This window comes from Brevundimonas sp. (assembly GCF_035998205.1).
Lineage (GTDB): Bacteria > Pseudomonadota > Alphaproteobacteria > Caulobacterales > Caulobacteraceae > Brevundimonas.
Map to the genome: position 1 here is coordinate 193,179 of NZ_DASYHT010000005.1, position 21,551 is coordinate 214,729.

Sequence of the window (21,551 nt, forward strand, 5' to 3'; positions counted from 1 at the left end):
CCCGTCAGCAGGCCTGGCCGGCGGCCCAGCCGGACGACCAGGCCCACTGGAAGTTATAGCCGCCCAGCCAGCCGGTGATGTCGACCGCCTCGCCGATGACGAACAGGCCGGGGCGGCGGCGCGCCTCCAGCGTCTTCTGGTTCAGCTCGTCGGTGGCCACGCCGCCCAGGGTCACCTCGGCGGTGCGATAGCCTTCCGACCCCACCGGCTTGACCCGCCAGCGGTTGACCGCCTCGCCCAGCGTCGCCAGCCGGGCGTCGGGCTGGTCAGCGAGGGTTCCGGTCGCGCCGGCCTCTTCCGCCACAAGCTCCGCCAGCCGCCGCGGCAGGGCCTCGGCCAGGGCGGTGACCACGCCCTGCCTGCCCGTCGCCCGCTTGCGCGCCTTCAGGACGGCGCCGAGGTCGAGGTCGGGGGCCAGATCCAGCTCGATCGCCTCGCCCTCGCGCCAGTAGCTGGAGACCTGCAGCACCGCCGGGCCGCTGAGGCCGCGGTGGGTGAACAGCACGCCCTCCCGGAACCTGCCGGCCCCGGCCTTCACCACCGCGTCCGGCTGGGCCACCCCGGCCAGCGGCTTCAGCCGCTCCAGCAGCCCCGTCTCGAAGGTCAGGGGCACCAGCGCGGGCCGGGTGTCGGTGACGCGCAGGCCGAAGCGCCGCGCCGTGTCATAAGCCCAGCCGGTGGCGCCCATCCTGGGGATCGACTTGCCGCCGGTGGCCAGCACCAGCGCGGCGACCGAAAGCCGACGGCCGTCCGACAGGGCGACGTCGAAGCCGCCGTCGGGGCCGTCCCCGACCGTCTCCACCGCGGTCCCGAGCGACAGGACCGCCCCGGCGGCCTTCAGCTCGCTCACCAGCAGGGCGACGATGGCCTTCGCGCTGTCGTCGCAGAACAGCTGGCCGAGCGTCTTCTCGTGCCACCCGATCCCGTAGCGGTTCACCAGGGCGATGAAGTCGTGCTGGGTGTAGCGGCCCAGCGCCGAGGCGGCGAAGCGCGGGTTCTCGCCCAGGAAGGCGTGGGGGCCGCAGCCGAGGTTGGTGAAGTTGCAGCGGCCGCCGCCGGAGATGCGGATCTTCTCGCCGGGGGCCCGGGCGTGATCGACGACCAGCACCGAGCGCCCGCGCTTGCCCGCCTCGGCGGCGCACATCATGCCGGCGGCGCCGGCGCCGACGATCAGCACGTCGAGGACTTCGCGTTTCATCCCGCCCCATACCGCGCCCGGCGACCCGCGTCAGGTCCGACCCGGCCGCGTTCACCGTGTCGCGGTTGCGCTTTTTCGCCGCCCATGAGAGCAGCGGGGCCATGGAAGGCGCCATTCTCACCTATTCGCTGCTGGCCCTCGGGCTGGTCCTGCTCACCGTCGGGGGCGACACCCTGGTTCGCGGGGCCTCGACCGCCGCCAGGAGCCTGGGCGTCTCGCCCCTGCTGATCGGCCTGACGCTCGTGGGCTTCGGCACCTCGACGCCGGAGCTGGTCACCAGCCTGACCGCGGCCTTCGCCGACAGCCCCGGCATCGCCGTGGGCAATGTGGTCGGCTCCAACAGCGCCAACATCCTGCTGATCCTCGGCCTGACGGTGCTGATCGCGCCCTTCGCCGTGGACCGGACGGCGTTCAAACGCGACGGGACCATGCTGGTCGTGGCCACCCTGATCTGCGTCGCCGCCGTGCTGGCGGGCGTGGTCGGGCGCATCTGGGGCGTGGCCATGGTGGCCATGCTGATCGCCTACATCGTGCTGGCCTATCTCGGCGAGCGGAACGTCCAGGACGCCGAGCGGGCCAAGTTCGAGCACATCGCCGAGGATGCCCCGGACGCCAAGGGCGGCATCTGGGCCGGTCTGGGGCTGGCCGTGCTGGGCATCGCCCTGACCATCGGCGGCGCCCGCCTGCTGGTCGACAACGCCATCGTCATCGCCCGCGACCTCGGCGTCTCCGACACCATCATCGGCCTGACCGTGGTGGCGATCGGCACCTCCCTGCCGGAACTGGTGACCTCGGTCGTGGCCGCGCTGCGCCGCCACGCCGACGTGGCGCTGGGCAACGTCATCGGCTCGAACCTCTACAACATCCTCGGCATCCTCGGGATCACGGCCATCGTCACGCCGATCCGGGTGCCGGTCGAGATCGCCCGCTTCGACATCTGGGTGATGCTGGCGGCCACGGCCCTGCTGATCGTGTTCGTGCGCACCGGCATGCGGCTGTCGCGCTGGGAGGGCTTCGCCCTGTTCGCCGCCTATGTCGTCTATGTCGGCTGGCTGGTGCGCGGCGCGCTCTGACGCCTGACCTCAGGGGCGGGTCGTCGCCGTCCGCGCCTCGGCCTCCAGCGCCAGACGGCCGACGCGGCAGCGCTCGGTCTCGCCGCGGCGGCAGGCCTCGCTGACCTCGCGCCACAGGGCCATGCGGCGCGCGTACTCGGCCTGCTGGCGGGCGACCATGTCCGCATGGGCGGCCAGCCGGGCCTGATGCGCCGCCTCGGCCTCGGCCACCGCCCGGGCGTGAGCCTCGGCCCGCGCCGCATTCTCCGCCTCGACCGCCTTGAGATCGGCGACCTCGGCCTGCTCGGCGAGGGCGTTCTGGGTCAGGATCTCGGCGTTGAGCGCCGCCGTCACCCGCTCCGCCTCCGGGTCCGGGGCGATCACCTTGCCGGGGGCCTCCGCCTCGCCGCGCAGCAGCTCGGCCACGGGGTCCTGGGCCCCATTCCCGGCGGCGGTCGGCGAGGCGGCGGCGGTGAGGGCGAGGGCGGCGAGAAGGGCGGTGGTGGCGCGCATGGCGAGCTCCCGGGTCTGAAGGCGGGTCAGTCGAGCGGACGGGCGTCCTCGGGCAACAGGATCGGCACCCCGTCGCGGATCGGATAGGCCAGCTTCGCGCCCTCGGAGACCAGCTCCTGGCGCTCGCGGTCATAGCTCAGCCGGCCGCGGGTGACCGGGCAGACCAGCACCTCCAGAAGGCGCGGATCGACCGAGGGCGGGGTGTGAAAGGCGTCGGACATGGTCTGGCTCTATTGCAGGCGCGGCTCGCCGTCACCGGGTTCGGCGGCGTCGATGCGCATCAGGGCGGTCAGGGCGCCGGCGCGGTCCTCGAGATCCGAAGCCTCCAGCAGGGCCTGTTTCTCGGCCGCCTCGAACGGCAGGGCCATGGCCAGGCTGTTGATCAGGGCCTCCGGCGGGGCGGACTCGGCGGTCTCCCAGTCCACGTCCAGCCCTCGCCGCTCCAGATAGAGCCGCAGGGCGTCGAAGAAGGCCGGCCGGTCAAAGGCCACCGGCTCCACGGCGGGGCTCAGGTCGGCCTCGAAGGCTCCAAACTCGGCGCGGACCTGGCGATAGGGCGTGGCCGCCTGCAGCTCCGTGGTCACGCGGAAGCGCGCCACCCCGGTCAGGGTGATGAGATAGCGCCCGTCCGAGGTCTCGGCGAAGTGGGTGATGCGCCCGGCGCAGCCGATCGGGGCCAGGGCCGGCCGCTCGCGCGGCCCGCCGGTGGTCTGGATCATGCCGATCAGCCGGTCCCCGGCCATGGCGTCATCGATCATGTTGAGATAGCGCGGCTCGAAGATGTTGAGCGGCAGCTGGCCGCGCGGCAGCAGCAGCGCCCCGTCCAGCGGGAACACCGGAAGGGCCTGCGGCAGGTCCGACGCCTTCAGATAGCTGTGGGCCATGCCGCGCTCCCGGGTCAGGCGAAGAGGATGGAGGACAGGCGACGGCGACCGTCGCGGGCGATGTCCGAGCCGCCGCCGGCGGCCTCGAAGATGGTCAGCAGCTCGCGCCGGGCGGCCTGCTCGTTCCACTCGCGGTCGGCCTGGACGATGGTCAGCAGCTCGTCCACCGCCGCCTTCAGCTCGCCGGTCGAGGCCAGGGCGCGGGCCAGCTCGAAGCGGGCGGCGTGGTCGGCCGGGTCGGCGGCGACCTTCGCCCGCAGCGCGGCGGTCTCGCCTGCGGCCCCGGCCCCGGCCTCGAGCAGGCGGATCTGGGCGCGGGCGCTCTGCACGTCCGGGTCCTGGCTGTCCCCGGCCATGGCCAGCGTCTGGCGCGCCTGGTCGGCGTCGCCGGTGGCCAGATAGACCTTGGCGAGGCCGGCGATGGCCTTGACGTTCTCCGGGTCCATCGAGAGGACCTCGGCATAGGCCTGGGCGGCGCCGCCCCAGTCCTGCAGGCTGAGGGACTCGGCGCCCAGCGACAGCAGCTGGGCCAGGTCGGCGTCGGCCGAGGACCCGCCGGTCAGCTTGTCGATGAAGGCCTTGATCTGGCTCTCCGGGATCGAGCCCTGGAAGCCGTCGACCGGCTGGCCGTTGACGAAGGCGTAGACGGTGGGGATCGACTGCACCCGCAGCTGGCCGGCGTAGGCCGGGTTCCTGTCGACGTCGATCTTGACCATCTTCACCGCCCCGCGGGCGGCGCGCACGGCCTTTTCCAGCGCCGGGCCCAGGGTGCGGCACGGGCCGCACCAGGGAGCCCAGAAGTCGACGATCACCGGCTGGCGGCGCGAGGCCTCGACCACGTCGGTCATGAAGGACGCGTCGGAGCCCTCCTTGATCAGGTCCTCGGGGGCGGCGGGATCGGCGAAGCTCATGGTCATCCTCGGAAGCGGAACGCTCGGGGTCTCAGATGGTCGCGCCGTCCATGACAGACAAGCGCGCGAAGTCGACGACAATCGGGCGGCGGCCCAGCGCCTTCAGCACGGCGCGGAAGGCGGGCTGCGCCAGCCCGGTGGTGGCGGTGTTGGTCAGGGGGTGGAAGTTGACGATGTCCGCCTCCCACAAGGCCCGGTCCAGCACGAAGGTGACGCGCTGGTCCGGGTCGTTGATCAGGCCCAGGGCCGTGACCGAGCCGGGGCGCACCCCCAGCGTCTCCCGCATCAGGGCCTCGTTGCCGAACGACAACCGGTCCGACCCGATCACCCGCGGCAGGGCCTTGAGGTCGATCTCCGTGTCCTGACGCGCCGAGACCAGCCACAGCCGGCCCTTCTTGTCCTTGAGGAACAGGTTCTTGGTGTGGGCGCCGGGCAGGGCGGCCTTGAGCTCCAGCCCCTCCTCGACCCGGAACACCGCCGGGTGGTCATGGGTGACGTGGGCGACGCCCTGGGCCGCCAGCCAGGCCAGCAGCCGCTCGCGATCGAAGGCGGGGATGACGTCCTGTTCGGGCGGGGCGGCGCTCATGCTCGGGCGGGTCCGGCTTTACGGCCCGCGGCGGGCCCGGCTAGAGCAACGGGTCTAGACGCCACGTGCGAAAGGGCCAAGGTCTTGGAACTGGAATGCTACCCGATGACCCAGCGGCCGCCGGACCTGGTGCCGGGGCGCCAGTCGCGGGCCTGGATGGACGCCTTCGCCGCGCGCCACCCCTACCGCTGCCTGCCGCTGAACATGGCCAACACCACCGGCTGGGAGATCCTCTGCCCGTTCGGCTTCACGGCCGAGTGGACCGGCGGGCCGTCGCAGGCGGACATCACCATCACCCCGGACCGGCCCAATCCCGAGCTGGATCACTTCGTCACCTCGCACTTCTCGCGCGGGGTGCTGACCATGCACCCGCAGTATCTGTTCCGCACCCCGCCGGGCTGGGGGATGATGTGCTCGGGCGCGCCCAATCACATCAAGGACGGCATCCAGCCCCTGACCGGGCTGATCGAGACCGACTGGCTGCCCTTCCCCTTCACCATGAACTGGCTGTTCACCCGGCCCGGCCGCGTCCGCTTCGACAAGGGCGAGCCCTTCTGCTTCATCAGCCTCGTCGAGCACCGCAAGATGGACCAGGTCGATCCGGTGATCCGCTCGCTGGAGTCCAATCCGGTGATGAAGGGCCAGTTCGAGGCCTGGAACCGCCAGCGCACCGACTTCAACAGCCGGCTGGCCAGCGGCGACCCGGACGCGGCGCGCGAGGCCTGGCAGCGCTTCTACTTCAAGGGCGAACTGCCCGAGGAGACCGGGCCGGCCCCCAAGGACCACGTCAACAAGCGCCGCCTGCGCACGCCGCGGGTCGGGCTGTAGGGCGCGGGTCGCCGGGTTTCAAGTTGCAATCACCCCCGGGACAAGCCCGGGGGTGACGAGGGTTGAGAGGGTCAGGTCCGCTGGCGAACCCCGGGCCCGCGCGCGTAGGTTACGGCCGGCGCGGCACGCGGCCGGACAGGTTGGACACCACCTCGCGGGCGTCGAAGGCGTTGGGATCGCCGGCCGGCTTGGGTCCGCGGCCCAGCACGATCTCGGCCGAGGCCTCGAACCGGTCGATCTGGCGATAGTCGAAATCGCGCGCCCACGGGTCGAACGGCCGCCAGGCGCCGCCGCCCCAGTACCGCCAGTAGGGCGACCAGAACGGGCTGTAGCGCGAGGACAGCGGGTCGGGCGTGGCCACCAGACGGCTGTCGCGGTCGGTGGCGCGGTTCACCGTGGCGAACCAGTCATAGCCGTCGGCCACGGTCAGCTCGGCGGCCCGCAGCAGCAGGGCCATCTCGACCTGTTCGCGCGAGGTCACCGAATTGCCGGCGAAGGTGACGCGGTAACGGTCGCGCTCGAGCCGGGTTTCGCTGTAGCCGCCGGCCCCGCGGGCGTCGGCCGGGCCGTAGGCGGTGGGGGTGGCGCAGGCGCCGACCGCGAGCGCGGCGGCGACGGCGGCCAGGGCGAGGGAACGCATGCGAAGACTCCTGGAAAGACCCCTGTCGTCAGAACCCTAGCATGGGCAACGCAACGCCGTCGCGCACCGTTCCGCGACGTCGCGCCCGGTCACAGACGCGTGAGGGGGGGGTGGCCTGTCTGCCCTTGTGGTCTTTGTGAGCGTCGCCGGTTCATCACGGAGAGCACGGAGAGACACAGAGGGCACGACGGCGTACTGCAAGCTGCGCCGAAGGCGCCTTTCTCCGCCGGGGCGGGGAGGAAAGCGCTTCGCGCGCCGGCGCGCATGGACCTTTGTGCCCTCCGTGATTCCTTCGTGCTCTCCGTGATGAACCGGCGACGAGAGCGAAGGGGCGTCCGCTACAGCCGCGACAGGATGAGCGCGGCGGCGAGGAGGAGCAGGACGCCGGTACCGGCGCCGAAGGCGCGGCGCACCCCGGGGCGGGTCATGGCCAGGGCGAGGGCGGCGCCGCCCAGCCCGTAGGCGCTCATGCTCAGCACATCGAGCCCGACCGTGGCGACGGCGAACAGGCCCAGCTGCGGCGCCGCCGGCCGGGCCGGATCGAGGAAGGGCGGCAGCACGGCGGTGAAGAACAGCACGGCCTTGGGGTTGAGGATCTGCACCATGAAGCCCTCGACGAAGGCCCCGCGTCCGGGCCGGGCCCCGGCCCCCTCGGCCAGCGCGGGCGCCGGGGCGTCAGCCACGGTCCGGGCCGCCCACAGGGCCTTCAGCCCCAGCCAGCCGACATAGACCGCCCCGGCCACGGCGATCAGGCGGAAGGCTTCGGGGAAGGCGGCGATCAGGGCGCTGAGGCCCAGGGCGGCGGCGGCGAACCACACCAGGGTCGCCATGTTCATGCCCGCCACCCCGGCGAGCGCGGCCGCCGGCCCGCGCGCCATGCCGGTGGCGACGGCGAACAGATTGGCCGGTCCCGGGGTGATCGCCATCACTCCCATGACCCCGAGGAAGGTCAGATAGAGGCCGGGATCGACAGGCAGGGCGGACATGCCGCCCTGTGCGGCCGGGGGTGCGGCGCGTCAAGCGGGGGCGGGGTCGGGCCCCTCCACCGCCCGCCGGTCGCCCTGGCGACCGGGCCCCTCCACCGCTTCGCGGTCCCCCTCCCCACGGCGTGGGGAGGAAAGGCGTTCTCCTCCCCATGAAATGGGGAGGTGGCGCGGCGCGTAGCGCCGTGACGGAGGGGCGAGCGCTCCCCACTACACCCCGTCATCCTCGGGCTTGACCCGAGGATTACGGAAGCGTGCGCGCCTCAAGCCGGCGGGGCGGCCGGGCGGACGGGCGGGGTGGGGACGGTGAGGGCGGCTTCGGCCTCGGCGGCGGCCAGGCCGGCCGCCATTTCCGCGGCGGCGGCGGCGAGGCCGGCGGACGCCTCGGCGAGGGCGGCGCGCACCTGGGCTTCCAGCTCCGGCCCGGCCACGCCGGCGACGGCGCTGGTCACGGTTTCGAGGTCCATGGTCGCCAGCATCGTGGCCGCCACCTGCACCCCGGTCTGGGCGGCGCCGAGGGCGAGGTCGGCCATGTGCGGCTGCAGCGTCTCGACCGCCGCCTGCAGGCGCTCGGCGCGGGTCTCCGGGTCGAGGTCCGGGTCGCTGACGATGGCCAGCAGGGCCGAGGTCAGGGCCGCGGCGCTCTCGGGACCGCCGGCGTCGATGGCCCGCTCCAGCGCGCTGGGCTGGTAGCCTGGCAGGGTGTGGCGGGTCTCGACCGGGCGTTCCTGGGCGACCGCCGGGGCGGCGGCGAGGACCAGGCCGAGGAGGGCGGGAACGGCGAGGACGGCGCGGCGCATGGCGGTCTCCGGGAAGGGCGATGTCTTGGCAGGGCGACCGGGACGGGCGTGCGGCCCCGTCCCGGCCGGACATCAGGGATCAGTTGGCCGGCGCAGCCGGGGCGGGGGCGGCCGCGGCCTGTTCGACCTGGGCGCGCACCATGGCCGGGACGCTGCGGATCTGGGTCAGGGCGGCGGCGATGCCGTTGCGTACGGCGGTCTGCTGGTCGGCCGGCATGGCGGCCAGCTGGCTGTCGACGAAGGTCTGCAGCTCCGCGGCGAAGGCGTCGGCCTCGGGCTGGTAGCGCGCCTGGATGACGTCCAGCGCGGCGCTGCGGCGGGCGGCGTCGGCCCCGGCGGCCTCGGCCGCGGCGCCCATCTCCTCGGCCATGCGCTCGATGCTGGCCTCGAAGGCCTCGGCGCGGGCCTCGAAGGCGGCTTCCGCGGCGGCTTCCGCGGCGGCTTCGGCGGCGGCCGGAGCCGCCGGGGCGTCCTGGGTGAGGGCGAAGGCCGGGGCGGCGGCCAGGGTGGCGGCGGCCGCGGCGGCGGCGATGAGGGTCAGGCGCATGGTCGAACTCCGTTCGTCTTTCGGAGCGAAACCTGCGCCCGACCTCCCGTCAGGCCAAGTGAATACGCCGTAAGGTCAGCCGCGGCGGTCGCGGCGGGCCAGCACCCTGAGACGGAGCGCGTTGAGCTTGATGAAGCCCTCGGCGTCGCGGTGGTCATAGGCCACGGCGCCCTCCTCGAAGGTCACCAGCTCCTGGTCGTACAGGCTCTGCGGGCTCTCGCGGCCGATCACCGTGACATTGCCCTTGTAGAGCTTGACCCGCACCGTGCCCTCGACCCGCTCCTGGCTCTTGTCGATGGCCGCCTGCAGCATCTCGCGCTCCGGCGAGAACCAGAAGCCGTTGTAGACCAGCTGGGCGTACTTCACCGCCAGCTCGTCCTTCAGGTGCATGGCCCCGCGGTCGAGGGTGATGGACTCCACGCCGCGGTGGGCGGCCAGCAGGATGGTCCCGCCGGGGGTCTCGTAGACGCCGCGCGACTTCATGCCGACGAAGCGGTTCTCGACCAGGTCGAGGCGGCCGACGCCGTTGTCGTGGCCCAGCTGGTTCAGCCGGGTCAGCAGCTCCGCCGGCGACAGGCGCTGGCCGTCGATCGACACCGCGTCGCCCTTCTCGAAGCCGATCGTGAGGACCGTGGCGGCGTCGGGCGCGTCCTCGGGGCTGATGGTGCGCTGGTGCACGAACTCGGGGGCCTCGACCGCCGGGTCCTCCAGCACCTTCCCCTCGGAGGAGGAGTGCAGCAGGTTGGCGTCGACGCTGAACGGGGCGTCGCCGCGCTTGTCCTTGGCGATCGGGATCTGGTGCTGCTCGGCGAAGGCCAGCAGGGCCTCGCGGCTGCGGAACTCCCACTCGCGCCAGGGGGCGATGACGCGGATGTCGGGCTCGAGCGCATAGTAGCCCAGCTCGAAGCGGACCTGGTCGTTGCCCTTGCCGGTGGCCCCGTGACAGACGGCGTCGGCGCCGACCTGGCGGGCGATCTCGATCTGGCGCTTGGCGATCAGCGGCCGGGCGATCGAGGTGCCGAGCAGGTACTGGCCCTCATAGAGGGTGTTGGCGCGGAACATCGGGAAGACGAAGTCCCGCACGAACTCCTCGCGCAGGTCGTCGATGAAGATGTTCTCCGGCTTGATGCCGAGCTTGAGCGCCTTCTCGCGGGCCGGGGCAAGCTCCTCGCCCTGGCCGAGGTCGGCGGTGAAGGTGATGACCTCCGCGCCGTATTCGGTCTGCAGCCACTTGAGGATGATCGAGGTGTCCAGCCCGCCGGAATAGGCGAGCACGACCTTCTTCGGGGCGGGCAGGGTCATGGGCGGGGTCCTTGCAGCGATCGACGGGCGCGGGGAGGCGTCGCGCGCGCTTAAAGGGCCAACGCCCGCCGGATGCAAGTCCGCCGCGCGGCCGGCGTCAGCCCCAGGGGCCGCGCGACGCGCCGTTGGCCTGTTGCGGGCGCGCCGGGGCCTCGGTGACGGGAACGGCGCTGCGGGCGGGGCCGGCGGCGACGGTCGAGGGGGCGGTGCGCGCGGAGACGCCCATCTTCACCGCCAGGTCCATCAGGGCGCGGATGCGGTTGCCGGTGGCCGGGTGGGTCGAGAACAGGTTGTCGGCGCCGCGCCCGGCCAGCGGATTGATGATGAACAGCTGGCCCGAGGCGGGATTGCGCTCGGCGGTCGGGTTGAGGATGCGGCGCGAATAGGCGTCGATCTTCTCCAGCGCCGCGGCCAGGGCGTGCGGGTCCTGCGCGATCTCGGCGCCGACGCGGTCGGCCTCGTACTCGCGCGCCCGGCTGATGGCCATCTGCACCAGGGCGGCGGCCATGGGGGCGAGGATCATCAGGGCGATGGCGCCGATCATGCCGCCGGGCCGGTCGCGGTCGCCGCCGAAGAACAGGGCGAAGTTGGCCAGGGCCGAGATGGCGCCGGCGACCGTGGCGGTGACGGTCATCACCAGGGTGTCGCGGTTCTTCACATGAGCCAGTTCGTGCGCCATCACCCCGCGGATCTCCTCGCGGGTCAGCATGTCGAGCAGACCGGTGGTGGCGCAGACCGCGGCGTTCTCCGGGTTGCGGCCGGTGGCGAAGGCGTTGGGCTGGTCGTTGGGGATGATGGCGATGGTCGGGACCGGCATGCCGGCGCGGACCGCCATCTCGCGCACATCGGCGACATAGGTGCGCACGACCGCGTTGGGGTGGCTCTCGTCCACCGGCTGCGCCTTGTACATGCGCAGCACGATCTTGTCGGCGTTCCAGTAGCTGAACAGGTTCATGCCGCCGGCCAGGGCGATGGCGACCAGCATGCCCGTGGCCCCGCCGATCATGTAGCCGACGCCGGCGAACAGCGCCGTCAGCGCCGCCAGCAGGATGAAGGTTTTCAGATGGTTCATCGCAGGTTACTCGGCCGCATGGCCCCCAGCCTCTCGCCGGTCTATGTGCTGAAACGTTCCGGATTTCTCAAGAGCGCGCGCCTGTGACCGAACAGCCTACCGTTGAGCCTGACGTCGACGCCGCGGAGACTCCGCGGCACAACGCCGATGTGCCGCACGCCACGCCCGAGCGGCCGATCAGCGCCGTGGCCCGCCAGGCGCTGGAGGAGGCCGCCGCCCGCCGCGCCGCCGCCGCCGCGGCCGTTCTCCCGCCCGAGGACGGCGGCCCGCGCGGCCCCGAGCCGACCCGCTACGGCGACTGGGAGAAGAAGGGCCTGGCGATCGACTTCTGAGGCGTCGCGCCGACGCTGCGCTGCCGGGCCTAGACCTTCGGCCGACGGCCGCGTGTTTTCGGCAGCGCCGCGGCGGCGGCCTTGAGCGCGGCCAACTCGGCGTCGGCGGCCGCCTTGCGGGCTTCCCGCCGCCGCTGATCGAAGACCTCGTACTGGGCAAGGGCGTGAGCCTCGGCGTCCTGCCGAAGAACTGTGCCGCCATGGTCAAGCACGCGACGGCCCATGTGAAGGAGCGAGCTCTCCAGCTGTCCGCGCGCATGGGCCATGGTGGTGAGACGCCCCATCTCGAGCTGGTCCTCGAAGATGTCGAGAAGGAGCGAGGTCAGGCGGTTGAGCTCAGCGATCTCGCGGTCGTCGAGGTAGTTCTTCGACACCGTCACATCGGCCTTGCGCAGGGTGGACTTCGGCCAGGTCTGCAACCCCATCGCCTCGTGGGACGCATCCGATCGCTCCCGGAGAATCTCGGCCGGGGTTTGGCCGGTGACGGCGTAGAACAGCTTCGCCTGGGTTTCGCGATAGAAGGCCTGGGCCGTGTCGGACCTCAGATCGTAGTCCTGACAGAGCGCGCAGATCCGGCGCAGCTCGGCGTAGAGGTTCGCCTCCGAACTGCGGATGTCCCGGATGATGTCCCGGAGTTCGCGCACCCGGTCGTGTTCGGCCGGGGCCTTCAGCCGTTCGGAGTCGACGACGAAGCCGCGGGTGGCGAACCGGACGAGCACAGAGGTGGCCCAGCGCCGGAACAGCGTCGCCTGCGCCGAGCTGACCCGATAGCCGACCGAGATCACCATATCGAGGCTGTAGAGGGTCACGGGCTTCGCCGACCTGGCAATTTGCACAAAATGCAAATTGCCCTCCGAGGGCAGCTCTCCCTCCTCAAGCACCTTGGCGATGTGCCGCGAGATCACCGACACATCGCGCCCGAACAGGGTCGCGACCTGCGCCTGCGTCATCCAGAGGGCGTCCCCCTCGTAGCGGAGCTGGACGTTGACCCCCCGCGCATCGGTGTAGATCAGCACCAGGTCGCCCGTGCCGTCGAGCGCCTGCAAACGGATGGGGGCGTCGGGGGAAGGGGGATCGGCCATGCCGGGAACAATACCGGAACACCGTTCGAGGCGCCACACCCCGGCGTGGATCGAGGCTCTGCACTGGCCGCATGTGGCGCGCCTGCCCGGGCCTCGTCGTCTCGCCGGCTGCGAGAAAAGCGAACCGTCCGGCGCGGAAAGGGTTAACCTGCGTTAACGCCTGTCGCCGGAGGACCGCATGCGCCGCGCCCTGATCCGCCTGTTCGCCCCGCCTGCCGCCGCCGCTCTGGCGGCCCTGCTGCTCGCGGGATCGCCCGCGGCCGCCCAGCACGCCGGCCATGGCTACAGCTACGCCCCGCCGCCGCCCGCGCCGACCTATGCCCCGGCCCAGGGCTTCGGCCGGGCCGGGACCTATCTGTACGGCTATGGCGGGGTCGGGACCGCGCCGGCGCATGGTGCCGGGCATGGCTCAGGGCATGGCCCGGTCGCCGCATACGGCTACAGCTACGACTACCGGTACGATTACGGGCAGGCCCCGGGCTACAGCTACGGCCGGCCGGTCCCGGACTGCGGCGGGCGCTATGGCTACTCCCCCTGCGAGCGGCGCTACAGCTCAGCGCACAGCCATCACGGCTACCGGCAGGGCCACGCCCGCGGCGACTATGGCCGTCCGGCGCGCGGCTATCGCGACCGCGACGGCTATCATGACGACCGTCCGCCGGCCTACGGCCGCGTTGACGGCGGTTACGCCTGGATCGAGCGCGGCCGGCGCGACACCGGCCATGGCTGCGACTGCCCGCGCATCCCGCTCTACGACTGAACCGCCGCCATCTCGGCGACGATGGCCCGGGCGGCGGCGGCCGGGTCGGGGGCGCCGATGATCGGCCGGGCCACCACCAGATGGGTGGCGCCGGCGCTCAGGGCCGCCGCCGGGGTGGCGACGCGCTGCTGGTCGCCATGGTCGGCGCCTGCCGGGCGCACCCCGGGGGTGACGATCAGCAGGTCGGGACGGCCCAGCTCGACCGCGATCTCGCGCACCCGCGCCGCCTCCAGCGGGCTGGATACCACCCCGTCGACGCCGCAGGCGATCGCCTGACGCACGCGCTGCTCGACCAGGGCTGCGGCCGGGGCGCTGTAGCCGATCTCGACCAGATCGGCGTCGGACAGGCTGGTCATGACGGTGACGGCGAGGATGCGGGTCGGGCGATCGCCGCGGCCGGCCACGGCGGCGCGCATCACCTGTGGCTCGGCATGGACGGTGAGCAGGTCGCAGCCGCCCTCGGCCACCGAGCGGGCGGCGCCCTCCACCTGGGCTCCGATGTCGTGCAGCTTCCAGTCCTGGAACACCGCCTTGCCGGCGGCGCGCAGGGCGTGGGCCAGCGTGACCCCGCCGGGCCGGGCCAGCAGGGTCAGGCCGATCTTGTAGGCGCTGACCGTGTCGCCCAGCGTCGCCACCATGGCCTCGGCCGCCGCCACGGACGGCAGGTCCAGCCCCACGATCAGACGGGCGTCAGCGGTCATCGACGGGCTCCTCAACTCGCGATAGGGAAGGGGCGGGTGCAGCGGGACAGCGGGGGCGAGGCATGGACGCGGTCGATCTGGGGGTCAACCTGTTCGTGGCGCTGTTCGCGCTGGTCGATCCCATCGGCAATGTGCCGATCTTCGCGGCGGCCACGGCCGGGGCGACCCTGAGCCAGAGGCTCAACGTCTCGGCGATGATCTGCCTGTTCATCGTCGCCTTCCTCGCCTTCTTCTTCTTCACCGGCCTGTGGCTGCTGCAGTTCTTCGGCATTTCGCTGGCGGCCTTCCGCATCGCCGGCGGCATCCTGCTGCTGCTGCTGGGCCTCGACATGGCGCGCGAGGACTTCCTCAAGATCTTCGCCGACGCCGACGCGGCCAAGGACCTGGCCGATGTGCGCGGCTACGCCCGGCGGCGCTTCCAGCGGCTGATCGTGCCTTTCGCCATGCCGCTGCTGATCGGTCCGGGGGCCATCTCCACCGTCATCATCCAGGCCGGCGAGGCCCAGGCCATCGGCCCGGCGGGCACGGTGGCCGGTCTGGTCGCCATCGCCGCGGCGGGCGTCGCCACCTTCATCTGCTTCGGCCTGACCGGCCCGATCAGCCGCCTGCTGGGCGAGGTCGGCATGGCCATTGTCGTGCGGGTGCTGGGCCTGATCCTGTGCGCCCTGGCCATCCAGTTCATCCTCGCCGGCCTCGGCGAGGCCATCCCCGGCATGATCAGCGCCGGCGTCACCAGCCCCTACCCGACCGGCGGCCACTGACGGGGAGGGGGGGACCCGGGGTTCATCACGGAGAGCACGGAGCCTGAAGCCACAGAGGGCACGGGGGGACCTGCGGCACGGCGCGCGTAGCGCCTTCCTTCTCACGTCGACCGATGAACGCGCCTGCGGCGCAGCGTGCGCGTCGTCCCTGTGTCCTCCGTGCCTTTCTCAGTGCTCTTTGTGATGAACCTGCTCAGGCGGGGACATCCACGCGGCGTCGGCCCGGCCCCCCGCGACGGCGATGCGCTTGCGGGGCGGGCCGGGGGCGACTAAGCCGCGGCCATGTTCGGTCTGGCCAATCCCGAGCGCTTCATGCGCTTCACCCGCGGGCTGGTGATCCCGCTGTGGATCGCCGCCGCGGCGCTGCTGGCGGTCGGGACCTGGCTCGCCTTCACCGCGCCCGAGGACTACCAGCAGGGCGACACGGTGCGGATCATGTTCGTGCATGTGCCGGCCGCCTCGATCGGGCTGGGCATCTATGCGGCGCTGGGGGTGTCGAGCTTCTTCGCCCTGGTGTTCCGCCATCCGCTGGCCGATGCGGCCGCGCGGGCGGCGGCCCTGCCCGGGGCGGTCTACACGGGTCTGGCCCTGGTCACCGGCGCGGTCTGGGGCAAGCCGATGTGGGGCGCCTGGTGGGTGTGGGGCGACGCCCGGCTGATGTCCGTGCTGGTGCTGTTCCTGTTCTACCTCGGCTACATGGCCCTGCGCGCGGCCATCGAGGACGAGGCCCGGGCCGCCCGCGCCGCCGCCGTGCTGGGCCTCGTCGGCCTGATCAACCTGCCGATCGTGCGTTTCTCGGTCGACTGGTGGAACACCCTGCACCAGCCGGCGACCCTGCTGCGCGCCGACGGCCCGGCCCTGACGGCCGAGTTCCTGTGGCCGCTGCTGACCATGATGGCGGCCTATGCCGTGCTGTTCCTCGCCGTCTGGCTGACGGCCATCCGCACCGAGGTGACGCGCCGCCGGGCCGTGGCCCTGCGCGCCCGCGCCGCCTGGCGCGCCTGACGGGAGGCGAACGATGCTCGATCTCGATATGAGCCCCTACGGCCCCTACGTCTGGTCGGCCTGGGCGGTCAGCGCCGCCGCGCTGGCGGGCGTGGTCGCCGCCACCGTCGCGGCGGCGCGCCGCTGGCGCCGGGACCTCGAGGCGGCCGAGGCCGAGGCGGGCCGCGCGTCCCCGGAGGACGCGGCGTGAGCCGCTGGCTGTCGCTCATTCCGCTGGTGGTGCTGGCCCTCCTGGCCGCCCTGTTCGTCGGCTGGTCGCTGCAGCGGGATCCGGTCTACCGGCCCGACGCCCTGGTGGGGCAGCCGATCCCCGAGACGGTCCTGCCGCGGCTGGTCCCTGACGCCCCGGCCGGGGCGCCGCCGGAGGTGCTCGACCTCAAGACCGCGGGCCTCGGCAAGCCGATGATCCTCAACGTCTTCGCCAGCTGGTGCGCGCCGTGCCGGATCGAGCATCCGCGCCTGCTGGAGCTGCAGGCCCAGGGCATCCATGTGGTCGGCGTCGCCTACAAGGACGACCCGGCCGCGACCCGCGCCTTCCTCGAGGAGCTGGGCGACCCCTATGCGCTGGTGCTGGTCGACCGCGAGGGCGGGGCCGGGCTGGATCTCGGCATCTCCGGCGTGCCGGAGACCTACGCCGTGGATGCGCAGGGGATCATCGTCGCCAAGCACGCCGGGCCGCTGCTGACCGACGAGGAGGTCGAGCGCCTGACCTCGGCCCTGAGGTAGGGCGCCCCAGCCCACGCGTTAACCTTTCCTCGACACACCTGGTTAACCCTGTCGGCATGTCGCTGCCGCCGCTGTCCTCGCAGGTGTTCAACGGTCTGGGCCAAACCTCCGGCCAGACCAGCCAGCCGTCGCGCGCCGGACAGGCCGCCTTCTTCCGCGCCGCGCTCGGCGGGGCCGCGGCGCCGGCGGCTCCCGCCGCCGCCCCGGTCGCCGCTCCCGCGCGGCCCGTCCTCGCGCCCGTCGCGCCCGAGCCGGCCGCCGCCGCGAGCGATGCCGCCCCGCTGCGCCGGCCGGGCGCCCTGCTCGACATCCGGGTCTGACCCCGCGGGCGTCGACCGCCCCGCGCCGGCCGGAGGCCGCCCATGCTGTCCCTGCCGCCCGATGACGTCACCCCGGTCCTGATCCCGGCGCTGGAGGCGCTGAACTACGTCGGCATCGGCGTGTTCGCCGCCTCCGGGGCGGTGCTGGCGGCCGAGCGGCGCCAGACGCTGGTGACCTTCCTGTTCTTCGCGGTGGTGACGGCGGTCAGCGGCGGGACGGCGCGCGACCTGCTGATCGGGGCGCCGGTGTTCTGGGTGGCCGAGAATGTGACCCTGCTGGTCTGTTTCGCCGGGGCGCTGGTGGTGTGGACGGCCCCGCGCTGGCTGTGGGGCGGGGCGGCGCTGGCCTGGCTCGACGCCATCGGCCTGGCCGCCTACGCCGTCTACGGCGCCTCCAAGGCGCTGGCCTGGGGCGTGGCCCCGCTGCCGGCTTTCGCGCTCGGGGTGGTGACCGCCTGCCTCGGCGGCATCATCCGCGACGTGCTGGCGGGCCAGCCGTCGATCCTGATGCGGCCGGAGCTCTATGTCACCGCAGCGGCCCTGTCGTCGGGGCTGATGGTCGGGCTCAGCCTGCTGGACGTGCGCATCTGGGTGGCCTCGGTGATCGCCGCGGGGCTGGGGTTCGCCCTGAGGGCCGCGGCCATCATCTGGCGGCTGGGCCTGCCCGCCTACGGCCCGCGCGAGCCGGGCTGAGGCGCGTCAGTCCGCGGTCGGCGCCGGGCGGCTGGCGTCGCCGTAGGTCATGGCCACGAACACGTCCTCGAGGTCCGGATCCTCGGTGGTGATGTCGCGAATGCCGACCCCGGCGGCGCGCACCGCCGCCAGCACCTGCTCGACGCTGCCGTGGCCGACCCGGTAGGTGACGGCGAAGGCCCCATTCGACCGGCCCGCCACCTCGTAGCCGGGCAGGGCCGGCGGGGCGGGCAGGGGTTCGCTCGGGGTCACCACCACATTGCGGGTGTCCAGCCGGCGCAGCAGCTGGTCAGTCGGCTCGCAGGCCACCACCTCGCCGCGGTTGACGATGGCGATGGTGTCGCAGAGCTCCTGCGCCTCCTCGAGGTAGTGGGTGGTCAGCAGGATGGTCACACCCTCGGCGTTGATCTTGCGGACGTATTCCCAAAGCTGGCGGCGCAGCTCGACATCGACCCCGGCGGTCGGCTCGTCGAGGATCAGCACCGGCGGGTTGTGGACCAGCGCCTTGGCCACCATCAGCCGCCGCTTCATGCCGCCGGACAGGGCCCGGACATAGGCGTTGGCCTTGTCCGACAGGCCGAGCGCGGCCAGCAGCTCGTCCGAGCGGCGTTCGGCCTTTGGCACGCCGTAGAAGCCGGCCTGGACCTCCAGCGACTCGCGCGGGGTGAAGAAGACGTCGGCGACGATCTCCTGCGGTACGACCCCGAGGGCGGCGCGGGCGGCGCGCGGCTTCGCGTCGATGTCATGGCCCCAGATGCGGACCTCGCCCTCCGACTTGTTCACCACCCCGGCGAGGATGTTGATCAGGGTCGACTTGCCGGCGCCATTGGGGCCCAGCAGGCCGAACATGGAGCCGCGCGGCACCACCAGATCGACGCCGCGCAGGGCGGTCTTGGCCGGCGCCTTGCGCGAGCCGGCGTAGGTCTTCTTCAGCCCCCGGACCTCGATGGCGTGGTCGGGCAGGGCGTCGGTCTGGGGCATCGGGCTTCCGGGGCAGGGGGGCTGCGGCCGAGATAGGCGCGCCGGGCCCCGACGCCAAGCGGTGAGGCGGCCGGCGACAAGGACGCAGGACGTTTTGGAAAGGGTGCTTGACTCCACGCGTAGGCATGTCTAGGTTCCTTGACACAACGACAACCTCACTTGACGGAGAGACCTGAATGACCCGCATCCGCCTGTTCGGCTTCCTCGCCCTCGGCCTCTGTGTGGTCGGCTATGCCGGCATGGGCCTGGCCATCCTGCTCGGGGCGCTGGACGTGATCGGCGTGACCGCCACGGTGATCGCCGCCATGGCCCTGGGCGTGCTCGGCGAGATCGGGCTTTGGGCGGCGGCCGGCTGCCTCGGCCTCGGCCTGTTCCAGCGCCGCAAGGCCCTGTTCGCGCGGCTCTTCGGCCAGCGCGCCGAGGCCTGACGCCGCCCGGGATCGGGGGGGCGCTTCCCAAGCCGGGAGCGAGGCATTAGGAACGCCGCATCGTTCGACGCGCGTCGACCTGGCCTGCAGGAGCCGTCCATGCCGCCCCGCCATCCCGCCCTTCCGGTTCCGCCGCCCGAGGAGATCGTGGTCACCAGCAAGCGCGTGGCCTGCGACGGCGGCGGCGGGGCCCTGGGCCATCCGCTCGTCTACATGGACATGGGCGAGGACGACTTCGTCGAGTGCCCCTACTGCGACCGGCGCTTCGTGCTGGCCGCCGACGGCCACGCCGAACGCCCCTACCCCAGCCCCGCCGCCCGCGCCGACGAGGCGCACTGAAGGGGCTCTCTCAACCGAAGCCCTCCCCCTCGAGGGGGGAGGGTTGGGTGGGGGTGAGCCCTGATCGATATCCGGACGGGCGCACGAGGCGGCGCCGCCTCATGCGCCTCGGCCGTCATGCGCGGCGCCCGCACCCCCATCCCCGACCCTTCCCCCCTCGAGGGGGAAGGGGGAGACGCCAGCCTTCCGCGGGGTCCGCATGGTCGAGCCCGAGGGACCGCGTTGAGCCCCGCCATTCGCTTCGGGCGCGCAACGCGTTACACAGGGGCGCCTCCTCCCGTAAGAGTTCTCCCATGCGCTATCTGCACACCATGGTCCGGGTGACGGACCTCGACGCCTCGCTCCGTTTCTGGTGCGACCTGCTGGGCCTGCAGGAGGTCCGGCGCATGGACAACGAGGCCGGGCGCTTCACCCTGGTGTTTCTCGCCGCCCCGAAGGATCTGGCGCGCTCGGCGGCCGAGCGGTCGCCGGAGGTCGAGCTGACGTACAACTGGGATCCGGAGGTCTATACGGGCGGGCGCAACTTCGGCCACCTGGCCTACAAGGTCGACGACATCTACGCCGCCTGCCAGCGGTTGATGGACGGCGGGGTGACGATCAACCGCCCGCCGCGCGACGGGCGCATGGCCTTCGTCCGCTCGCCCGACGGCATCTCCATCGAGCTGCTGCAGGAGGGCGAGCCGCAGGCGCCCGCCGAGCCCTGGGCCTCGATGCCGAACACGGGGACCTGGTGATGCGCGTCGCAAGCCTGATGATCGCCGCGGCGGCCCTGCTGGCCGGCTGCGCCCAGGTGACCGAGTCCCACACCGGCCGCACCGCCACCGAACAGCTGCTGATCGCGCGCGCCGCGGACCGGGCGGTCGAGGGGCTGGAGCTGCCGGTGCCCAAGTCCTCGCGCATCTTCGTCGACAACGCCTTCTTCCAGGCCGAGGGCTCGGCCTATGCGGTCAGCGCCGTGCGCCAGGCCCTGTCCGAGGCCGGCCATCCGCTGGCCAATGACCGCAACTCGGCCGATGTCATCCTCGAGATGCGCGCCGGGACCCTGGCGCTGGAGCAGATGCGCCGCGTGGTCGGCCTGCCGCCGCTGCGGGTGCCGATCAACGAGAGCCTGAACGTCGTGTCCCTGCCTGAGCTGTCGGTCTACAGCCGGCGCGACCGCACCGGCGTGGCCGAGTTCTCGGCCTTCGTCTACGACGCCCGCACCGGCGCCCCGCTGGGCGTGGTGCAGCCGATGGTCGGCGAGTACCGCATCCGCAGCCACACGGTGCTGATGATCATCGCCTGGGGCCAGCAGTGGGCCGACCCGGGCGAGACTGACCCTGGCGACAGCTGGACGGCGTTCTAGGGCGCTCCCCCATAATCCCGTCACCCCCGGGCTTGTCCCGGGGGCCCACGGCGAGTTCAAGCGGAGCCGCGTGCAGCGTTGACGTTCCGCCAGAGACATCGACGGATCGCGCTGGCGGACCGATGGGCCCCCGGGACAAGCCCGGGGGTGACGACCCTTTCAAATCAGACGTGAGGTCTGGCCGGGCGCCTGAGGTCAGGTCGCGGGCTGCGGCGGGGCGAGGATCACCGCGGCGTTGTCGTCGAGCAGATGCGCCAGCTCGGCCAGGGCCTCGGCGCGAGCCGGCCCCTGGCTGGTCTCGACCGCGGCGAGCCGCACCGGCAGGTCCTCGGCGATGCCGCGCAGGATGCACTTGAGGTCGCCGTCGGCGTCGCGCGCGGCCAGCCAGTGATGGGCCTGCAGGTCCAGCGCCGCCAGCGCCTCGGCCTCGGCCTTGAGCGCCCGGAAGGCCTCGCCTTCGGGGAAGGCGGGGGCCAGGCCGGCGCCGTCGGCGGTCCAGGCCTCGACCCGGGCCTTCAGGGTCCCCGCGCGGGTGACGATGTCGCGGAACAGGGGCTCGGCGGCGAGGGCGGCGTCGAGGGTCGCCGGGGCGGCGACCGGCGCGGCGACGGGCGCTGCGATCGCGGCCGGGCCGGACAGGGTCAGCAGCAGGGTGGAGGCGAGGGCGGCGCCGCAGGCCATGGCGGACTCCAGTTGTGATGGCGGCGCAACCGAATCGCCGTTGATCCAGTCTGGACCCGCCCCGTAAACGAGGGGTTGCGC

Annotated in this window: 30 protein-coding genes; 14 read left to right on the top strand and 16 right to left on the bottom strand. The window is 72.6% G+C overall.

Annotated features, from left to right (window positions below; genetic code table 11):
• Window positions 1–4 precede the first annotated feature (4 nt).
• Window positions 5–1,198 (bottom strand): NAD(P)/FAD-dependent oxidoreductase, encoded by a 1,194-nt coding sequence (locus tag VGN74_RS08200; protein WP_327446985.1) that lies wholly within the window; start codon window positions 1,196–1,198, stop codon window positions 5–7.
• 65 nt (window positions 1,199–1,263) lie between these two features.
• Here VGN74_RS08200 and VGN74_RS08205 point away from each other — a divergent pair, with 65 nt between their 5' ends.
• Window positions 1,264–2,271, top strand: coding sequence for a calcium/sodium antiporter (locus tag VGN74_RS08205; protein ID WP_327446987.1), 1,008 nt, complete (start codon window positions 1,264–1,266; stop codon window positions 2,269–2,271).
• Window positions 2,272–2,280: 9 nt separating this feature from the next.
• Here VGN74_RS08205 and VGN74_RS08210 read toward each other — a convergent pair whose 3' ends face one another.
• Genes VGN74_RS08210 through VGN74_RS08230 form a run of 5 tightly spaced genes read right to left on the bottom strand, consistent with a single transcriptional unit; the run spans window position 2,281 to window position 5,144 of the window.
• Window positions 2,281–2,763, bottom strand: coding sequence for a hypothetical protein (locus tag VGN74_RS08210; RefSeq protein ID WP_327446989.1), 483 nt, complete (start codon window positions 2,761–2,763; stop codon window positions 2,281–2,283).
• A 26-nt stretch (window positions 2,764–2,789) separates the two neighbouring features.
• Window positions 2,790–2,984: a Trm112 family protein gene (locus VGN74_RS08215; protein WP_175359511.1), complete on the bottom strand. Its 195-nt coding sequence runs from the start codon at window positions 2,982–2,984 to the stop codon at window positions 2,790–2,792.
• Window positions 2,985–2,993: 9 nt separating this feature from the next.
• Entirely contained in the window at window positions 2,994–3,647 is a 654-nt protein-coding gene (locus VGN74_RS08220) for an LON peptidase substrate-binding domain-containing protein (RefSeq protein ID WP_327446992.1), read from the bottom strand.
• Between the two features lie 14 nt (window positions 3,648–3,661).
• Window positions 3,662–4,558, bottom strand: a complete 897-nt coding sequence (locus tag VGN74_RS08225) for a co-chaperone YbbN (protein ID WP_327446994.1) — start codon at window positions 4,556–4,558, stop codon at window positions 3,662–3,664.
• Window positions 4,559–4,589: 31 nt separating this feature from the next.
• Window positions 4,590–5,144 (bottom strand): prolyl-tRNA synthetase associated domain-containing protein, encoded by a 555-nt coding sequence (locus tag VGN74_RS08230; RefSeq protein ID WP_327446996.1) that lies wholly within the window; start codon window positions 5,142–5,144, stop codon window positions 4,590–4,592.
• Window positions 5,145–5,228: 84 nt separating this feature from the next.
• On the opposite strand from VGN74_RS08230, the gene VGN74_RS08235 reads away from it, so the two are divergent.
• Window positions 5,229–5,972 carry a DUF6065 family protein gene (locus VGN74_RS08235; protein WP_327446998.1) on the top strand — a complete coding sequence of 248 codons (744 nt, stop codon included), beginning with the start codon at window positions 5,229–5,231 and terminating at the stop codon, window positions 5,970–5,972.
• 109 nt (window positions 5,973–6,081) lie between these two features.
• On the opposite strand, the gene VGN74_RS08240 is transcribed toward VGN74_RS08235, so the two are convergent.
• The 6 genes from VGN74_RS08240 to htpX all read right to left on the bottom strand — a co-directional run bounded on the left by VGN74_RS08240 (window position 6,082) and on the right by htpX (window position 11,316).
• On the bottom strand, window positions 6,082–6,612 hold the full coding sequence (locus tag VGN74_RS08240) for a CC0125/CC1285 family lipoprotein (RefSeq protein ID WP_327447000.1): 531 nt from the start codon (window positions 6,610–6,612) through the stop codon (window positions 6,082–6,084).
• A 338-nt stretch (window positions 6,613–6,950) separates the two neighbouring features.
• The gene (locus VGN74_RS08245; protein WP_327447002.1) at window positions 6,951–7,598 is read right to left on the bottom strand and encodes a LysE family translocator; all 648 of its coding nucleotides are present in this window, start codon (window positions 7,596–7,598) and stop codon (window positions 6,951–6,953) included.
• Between the two features lie 260 nt (window positions 7,599–7,858).
• Window positions 7,859–8,395 (bottom strand): hypothetical protein, encoded by a 537-nt coding sequence (locus VGN74_RS08250; RefSeq protein WP_327447004.1) that lies wholly within the window; start codon window positions 8,393–8,395, stop codon window positions 7,859–7,861.
• Window positions 8,396–8,474: 79 nt separating this feature from the next.
• Complete coding sequence (locus VGN74_RS08255; RefSeq protein ID WP_327447006.1) at window positions 8,475–8,942, bottom strand: hypothetical protein; 468 nt, start codon at window positions 8,940–8,942, stop codon at window positions 8,475–8,477.
• 75 nt (window positions 8,943–9,017) lie between these two features.
• Window positions 9,018–10,244: an argininosuccinate synthase gene (locus tag VGN74_RS08260; RefSeq protein WP_327447008.1), complete on the bottom strand. Its 1,227-nt coding sequence runs from the start codon at window positions 10,242–10,244 to the stop codon at window positions 9,018–9,020.
• A gap of 97 nt (window positions 10,245–10,341) precedes the next feature.
• The gene (gene htpX / locus VGN74_RS08265) at window positions 10,342–11,316 is read right to left on the bottom strand and encodes a zinc metalloprotease HtpX (protein WP_414643533.1); all 975 of its coding nucleotides are present in this window, start codon (window positions 11,314–11,316) and stop codon (window positions 10,342–10,344) included.
• Between the two features lie 83 nt (window positions 11,317–11,399).
• Between htpX and VGN74_RS08270 the strand changes: the two genes are divergently transcribed.
• Window positions 11,400–11,648: a DUF1674 domain-containing protein gene (locus tag VGN74_RS08270; RefSeq protein ID WP_327447010.1), complete on the top strand. Its 249-nt coding sequence runs from the start codon at window positions 11,400–11,402 to the stop codon at window positions 11,646–11,648.
• A 29-nt stretch (window positions 11,649–11,677) separates the two neighbouring features.
• Here the strand turns inward: VGN74_RS08270 and rhuM are convergent, their stop codons facing one another.
• Window positions 11,678–12,730, bottom strand: coding sequence for a RhuM family protein (gene rhuM, locus VGN74_RS08275; RefSeq protein WP_327447012.1), 1,053 nt, complete (start codon window positions 12,728–12,730; stop codon window positions 11,678–11,680).
• Window positions 12,731–12,908: 178 nt separating this feature from the next.
• Between rhuM and VGN74_RS08280 the strand changes: the two genes are divergently transcribed.
• On the top strand, window positions 12,909–13,490 hold the full coding sequence (locus VGN74_RS08280) for a hypothetical protein (RefSeq protein ID WP_327447014.1): 582 nt from the start codon (window positions 12,909–12,911) through the stop codon (window positions 13,488–13,490).
• Here the strand turns inward: VGN74_RS08280 and pyrF are convergent.
• Complete coding sequence (pyrF, locus tag VGN74_RS08285; protein WP_327447016.1) at window positions 13,481–14,191, bottom strand: orotidine-5'-phosphate decarboxylase; 711 nt, start codon at window positions 14,189–14,191, stop codon at window positions 13,481–13,483. The genes VGN74_RS08280 and pyrF overlap by 10 nt on opposite strands.
• Window positions 14,192–14,253: 62 nt before the next feature.
• Between pyrF and VGN74_RS08290 the strand changes: the two genes are divergently transcribed.
• The 6 genes from VGN74_RS08290 (at window position 14,254) to VGN74_RS08315 (ending at window position 17,696) form a co-directional block, all read left to right on the top strand.
• Window positions 14,254–14,952, top strand: coding sequence for a MarC family protein (locus tag VGN74_RS08290; RefSeq protein ID WP_327447018.1), 699 nt, complete (start codon window positions 14,254–14,256; stop codon window positions 14,950–14,952).
• Between the two features lie 282 nt (window positions 14,953–15,234).
• Window positions 15,235–15,957 carry a heme ABC transporter permease CcmC gene (gene ccmC / locus VGN74_RS08295; protein WP_327447020.1) on the top strand — a complete coding sequence of 241 codons (723 nt, stop codon included), beginning with the start codon at window positions 15,235–15,237 and terminating at the stop codon, window positions 15,955–15,957.
• Between the two features lie 13 nt (window positions 15,958–15,970).
• Complete coding sequence (ccmD, locus tag VGN74_RS08300; RefSeq protein WP_327447022.1) at window positions 15,971–16,147, top strand: heme exporter protein CcmD; 177 nt, start codon at window positions 15,971–15,973, stop codon at window positions 16,145–16,147.
• Window positions 16,144–16,683 carry a DsbE family thiol:disulfide interchange protein gene (locus tag VGN74_RS08305; RefSeq protein ID WP_327447024.1) on the top strand — a complete coding sequence of 180 codons (540 nt, stop codon included), beginning with the start codon at window positions 16,144–16,146 and terminating at the stop codon, window positions 16,681–16,683. The genes ccmD and VGN74_RS08305 overlap by 4 nt, the downstream gene beginning before the upstream one ends.
• A 56-nt stretch (window positions 16,684–16,739) precedes the next feature.
• Entirely contained in the window at window positions 16,740–17,003 is a 264-nt protein-coding gene (locus VGN74_RS08310; protein ID WP_327447026.1) for a hypothetical protein, read from the top strand.
• Window positions 17,004–17,045: 42 nt separating this feature from the next.
• Window positions 17,046–17,696, top strand: a complete 651-nt coding sequence (locus tag VGN74_RS08315; protein ID WP_327447028.1) for a trimeric intracellular cation channel family protein — start codon at window positions 17,046–17,048, stop codon at window positions 17,694–17,696.
• A gap of 6 nt (window positions 17,697–17,702) precedes the next feature.
• On the opposite strand, the gene VGN74_RS08320 is transcribed toward VGN74_RS08315, so the two are convergent.
• Window positions 17,703–18,677, bottom strand: a complete 975-nt coding sequence (locus VGN74_RS08320) for an ABC transporter ATP-binding protein (RefSeq protein ID WP_327447030.1) — start codon at window positions 18,675–18,677, stop codon at window positions 17,703–17,705.
• 176 nt (window positions 18,678–18,853) lie between these two features.
• Between VGN74_RS08320 and VGN74_RS08325 the strand changes: the two genes are divergently transcribed.
• The 4 genes from VGN74_RS08325 to VGN74_RS08340 all read left to right on the top strand — a co-directional run bounded on the left by VGN74_RS08325 (window position 18,854) and on the right by VGN74_RS08340 (window position 20,789).
• A complete protein-coding gene (locus VGN74_RS08325; RefSeq protein WP_327447032.1) occupies window positions 18,854–19,105 on the top strand; it encodes a hypothetical protein in 252 nt (83 codons plus the stop codon).
• A 99-nt stretch (window positions 19,106–19,204) separates the two neighbouring features.
• Window positions 19,205–19,444, top strand: a complete 240-nt coding sequence (locus tag VGN74_RS08330) for a zinc-finger domain-containing protein (RefSeq protein ID WP_327447035.1) — start codon at window positions 19,205–19,207, stop codon at window positions 19,442–19,444.
• Between the two features lie 293 nt (window positions 19,445–19,737).
• On the top strand, window positions 19,738–20,178 hold the full coding sequence (locus tag VGN74_RS08335; RefSeq protein WP_327447037.1) for a VOC family protein: 441 nt from the start codon (window positions 19,738–19,740) through the stop codon (window positions 20,176–20,178).
• Window positions 20,178–20,789, top strand: coding sequence for a DUF6655 family protein (locus VGN74_RS08340; RefSeq protein WP_327447039.1), 612 nt, complete (start codon window positions 20,178–20,180; stop codon window positions 20,787–20,789). The genes VGN74_RS08335 and VGN74_RS08340 overlap by 1 nt, the downstream gene beginning before the upstream one ends.
• Before the next feature lie 195 nt (window positions 20,790–20,984).
• Here the strand turns inward: VGN74_RS08340 and VGN74_RS08345 are convergent, their stop codons facing one another.
• Window positions 20,985–21,470 carry a hypothetical protein gene (locus VGN74_RS08345; protein WP_327447041.1) on the bottom strand — a complete coding sequence of 162 codons (486 nt, stop codon included), beginning with the start codon at window positions 21,468–21,470 and terminating at the stop codon, window positions 20,985–20,987.
• Window positions 21,471–21,551 lie beyond the last annotated feature (81 nt).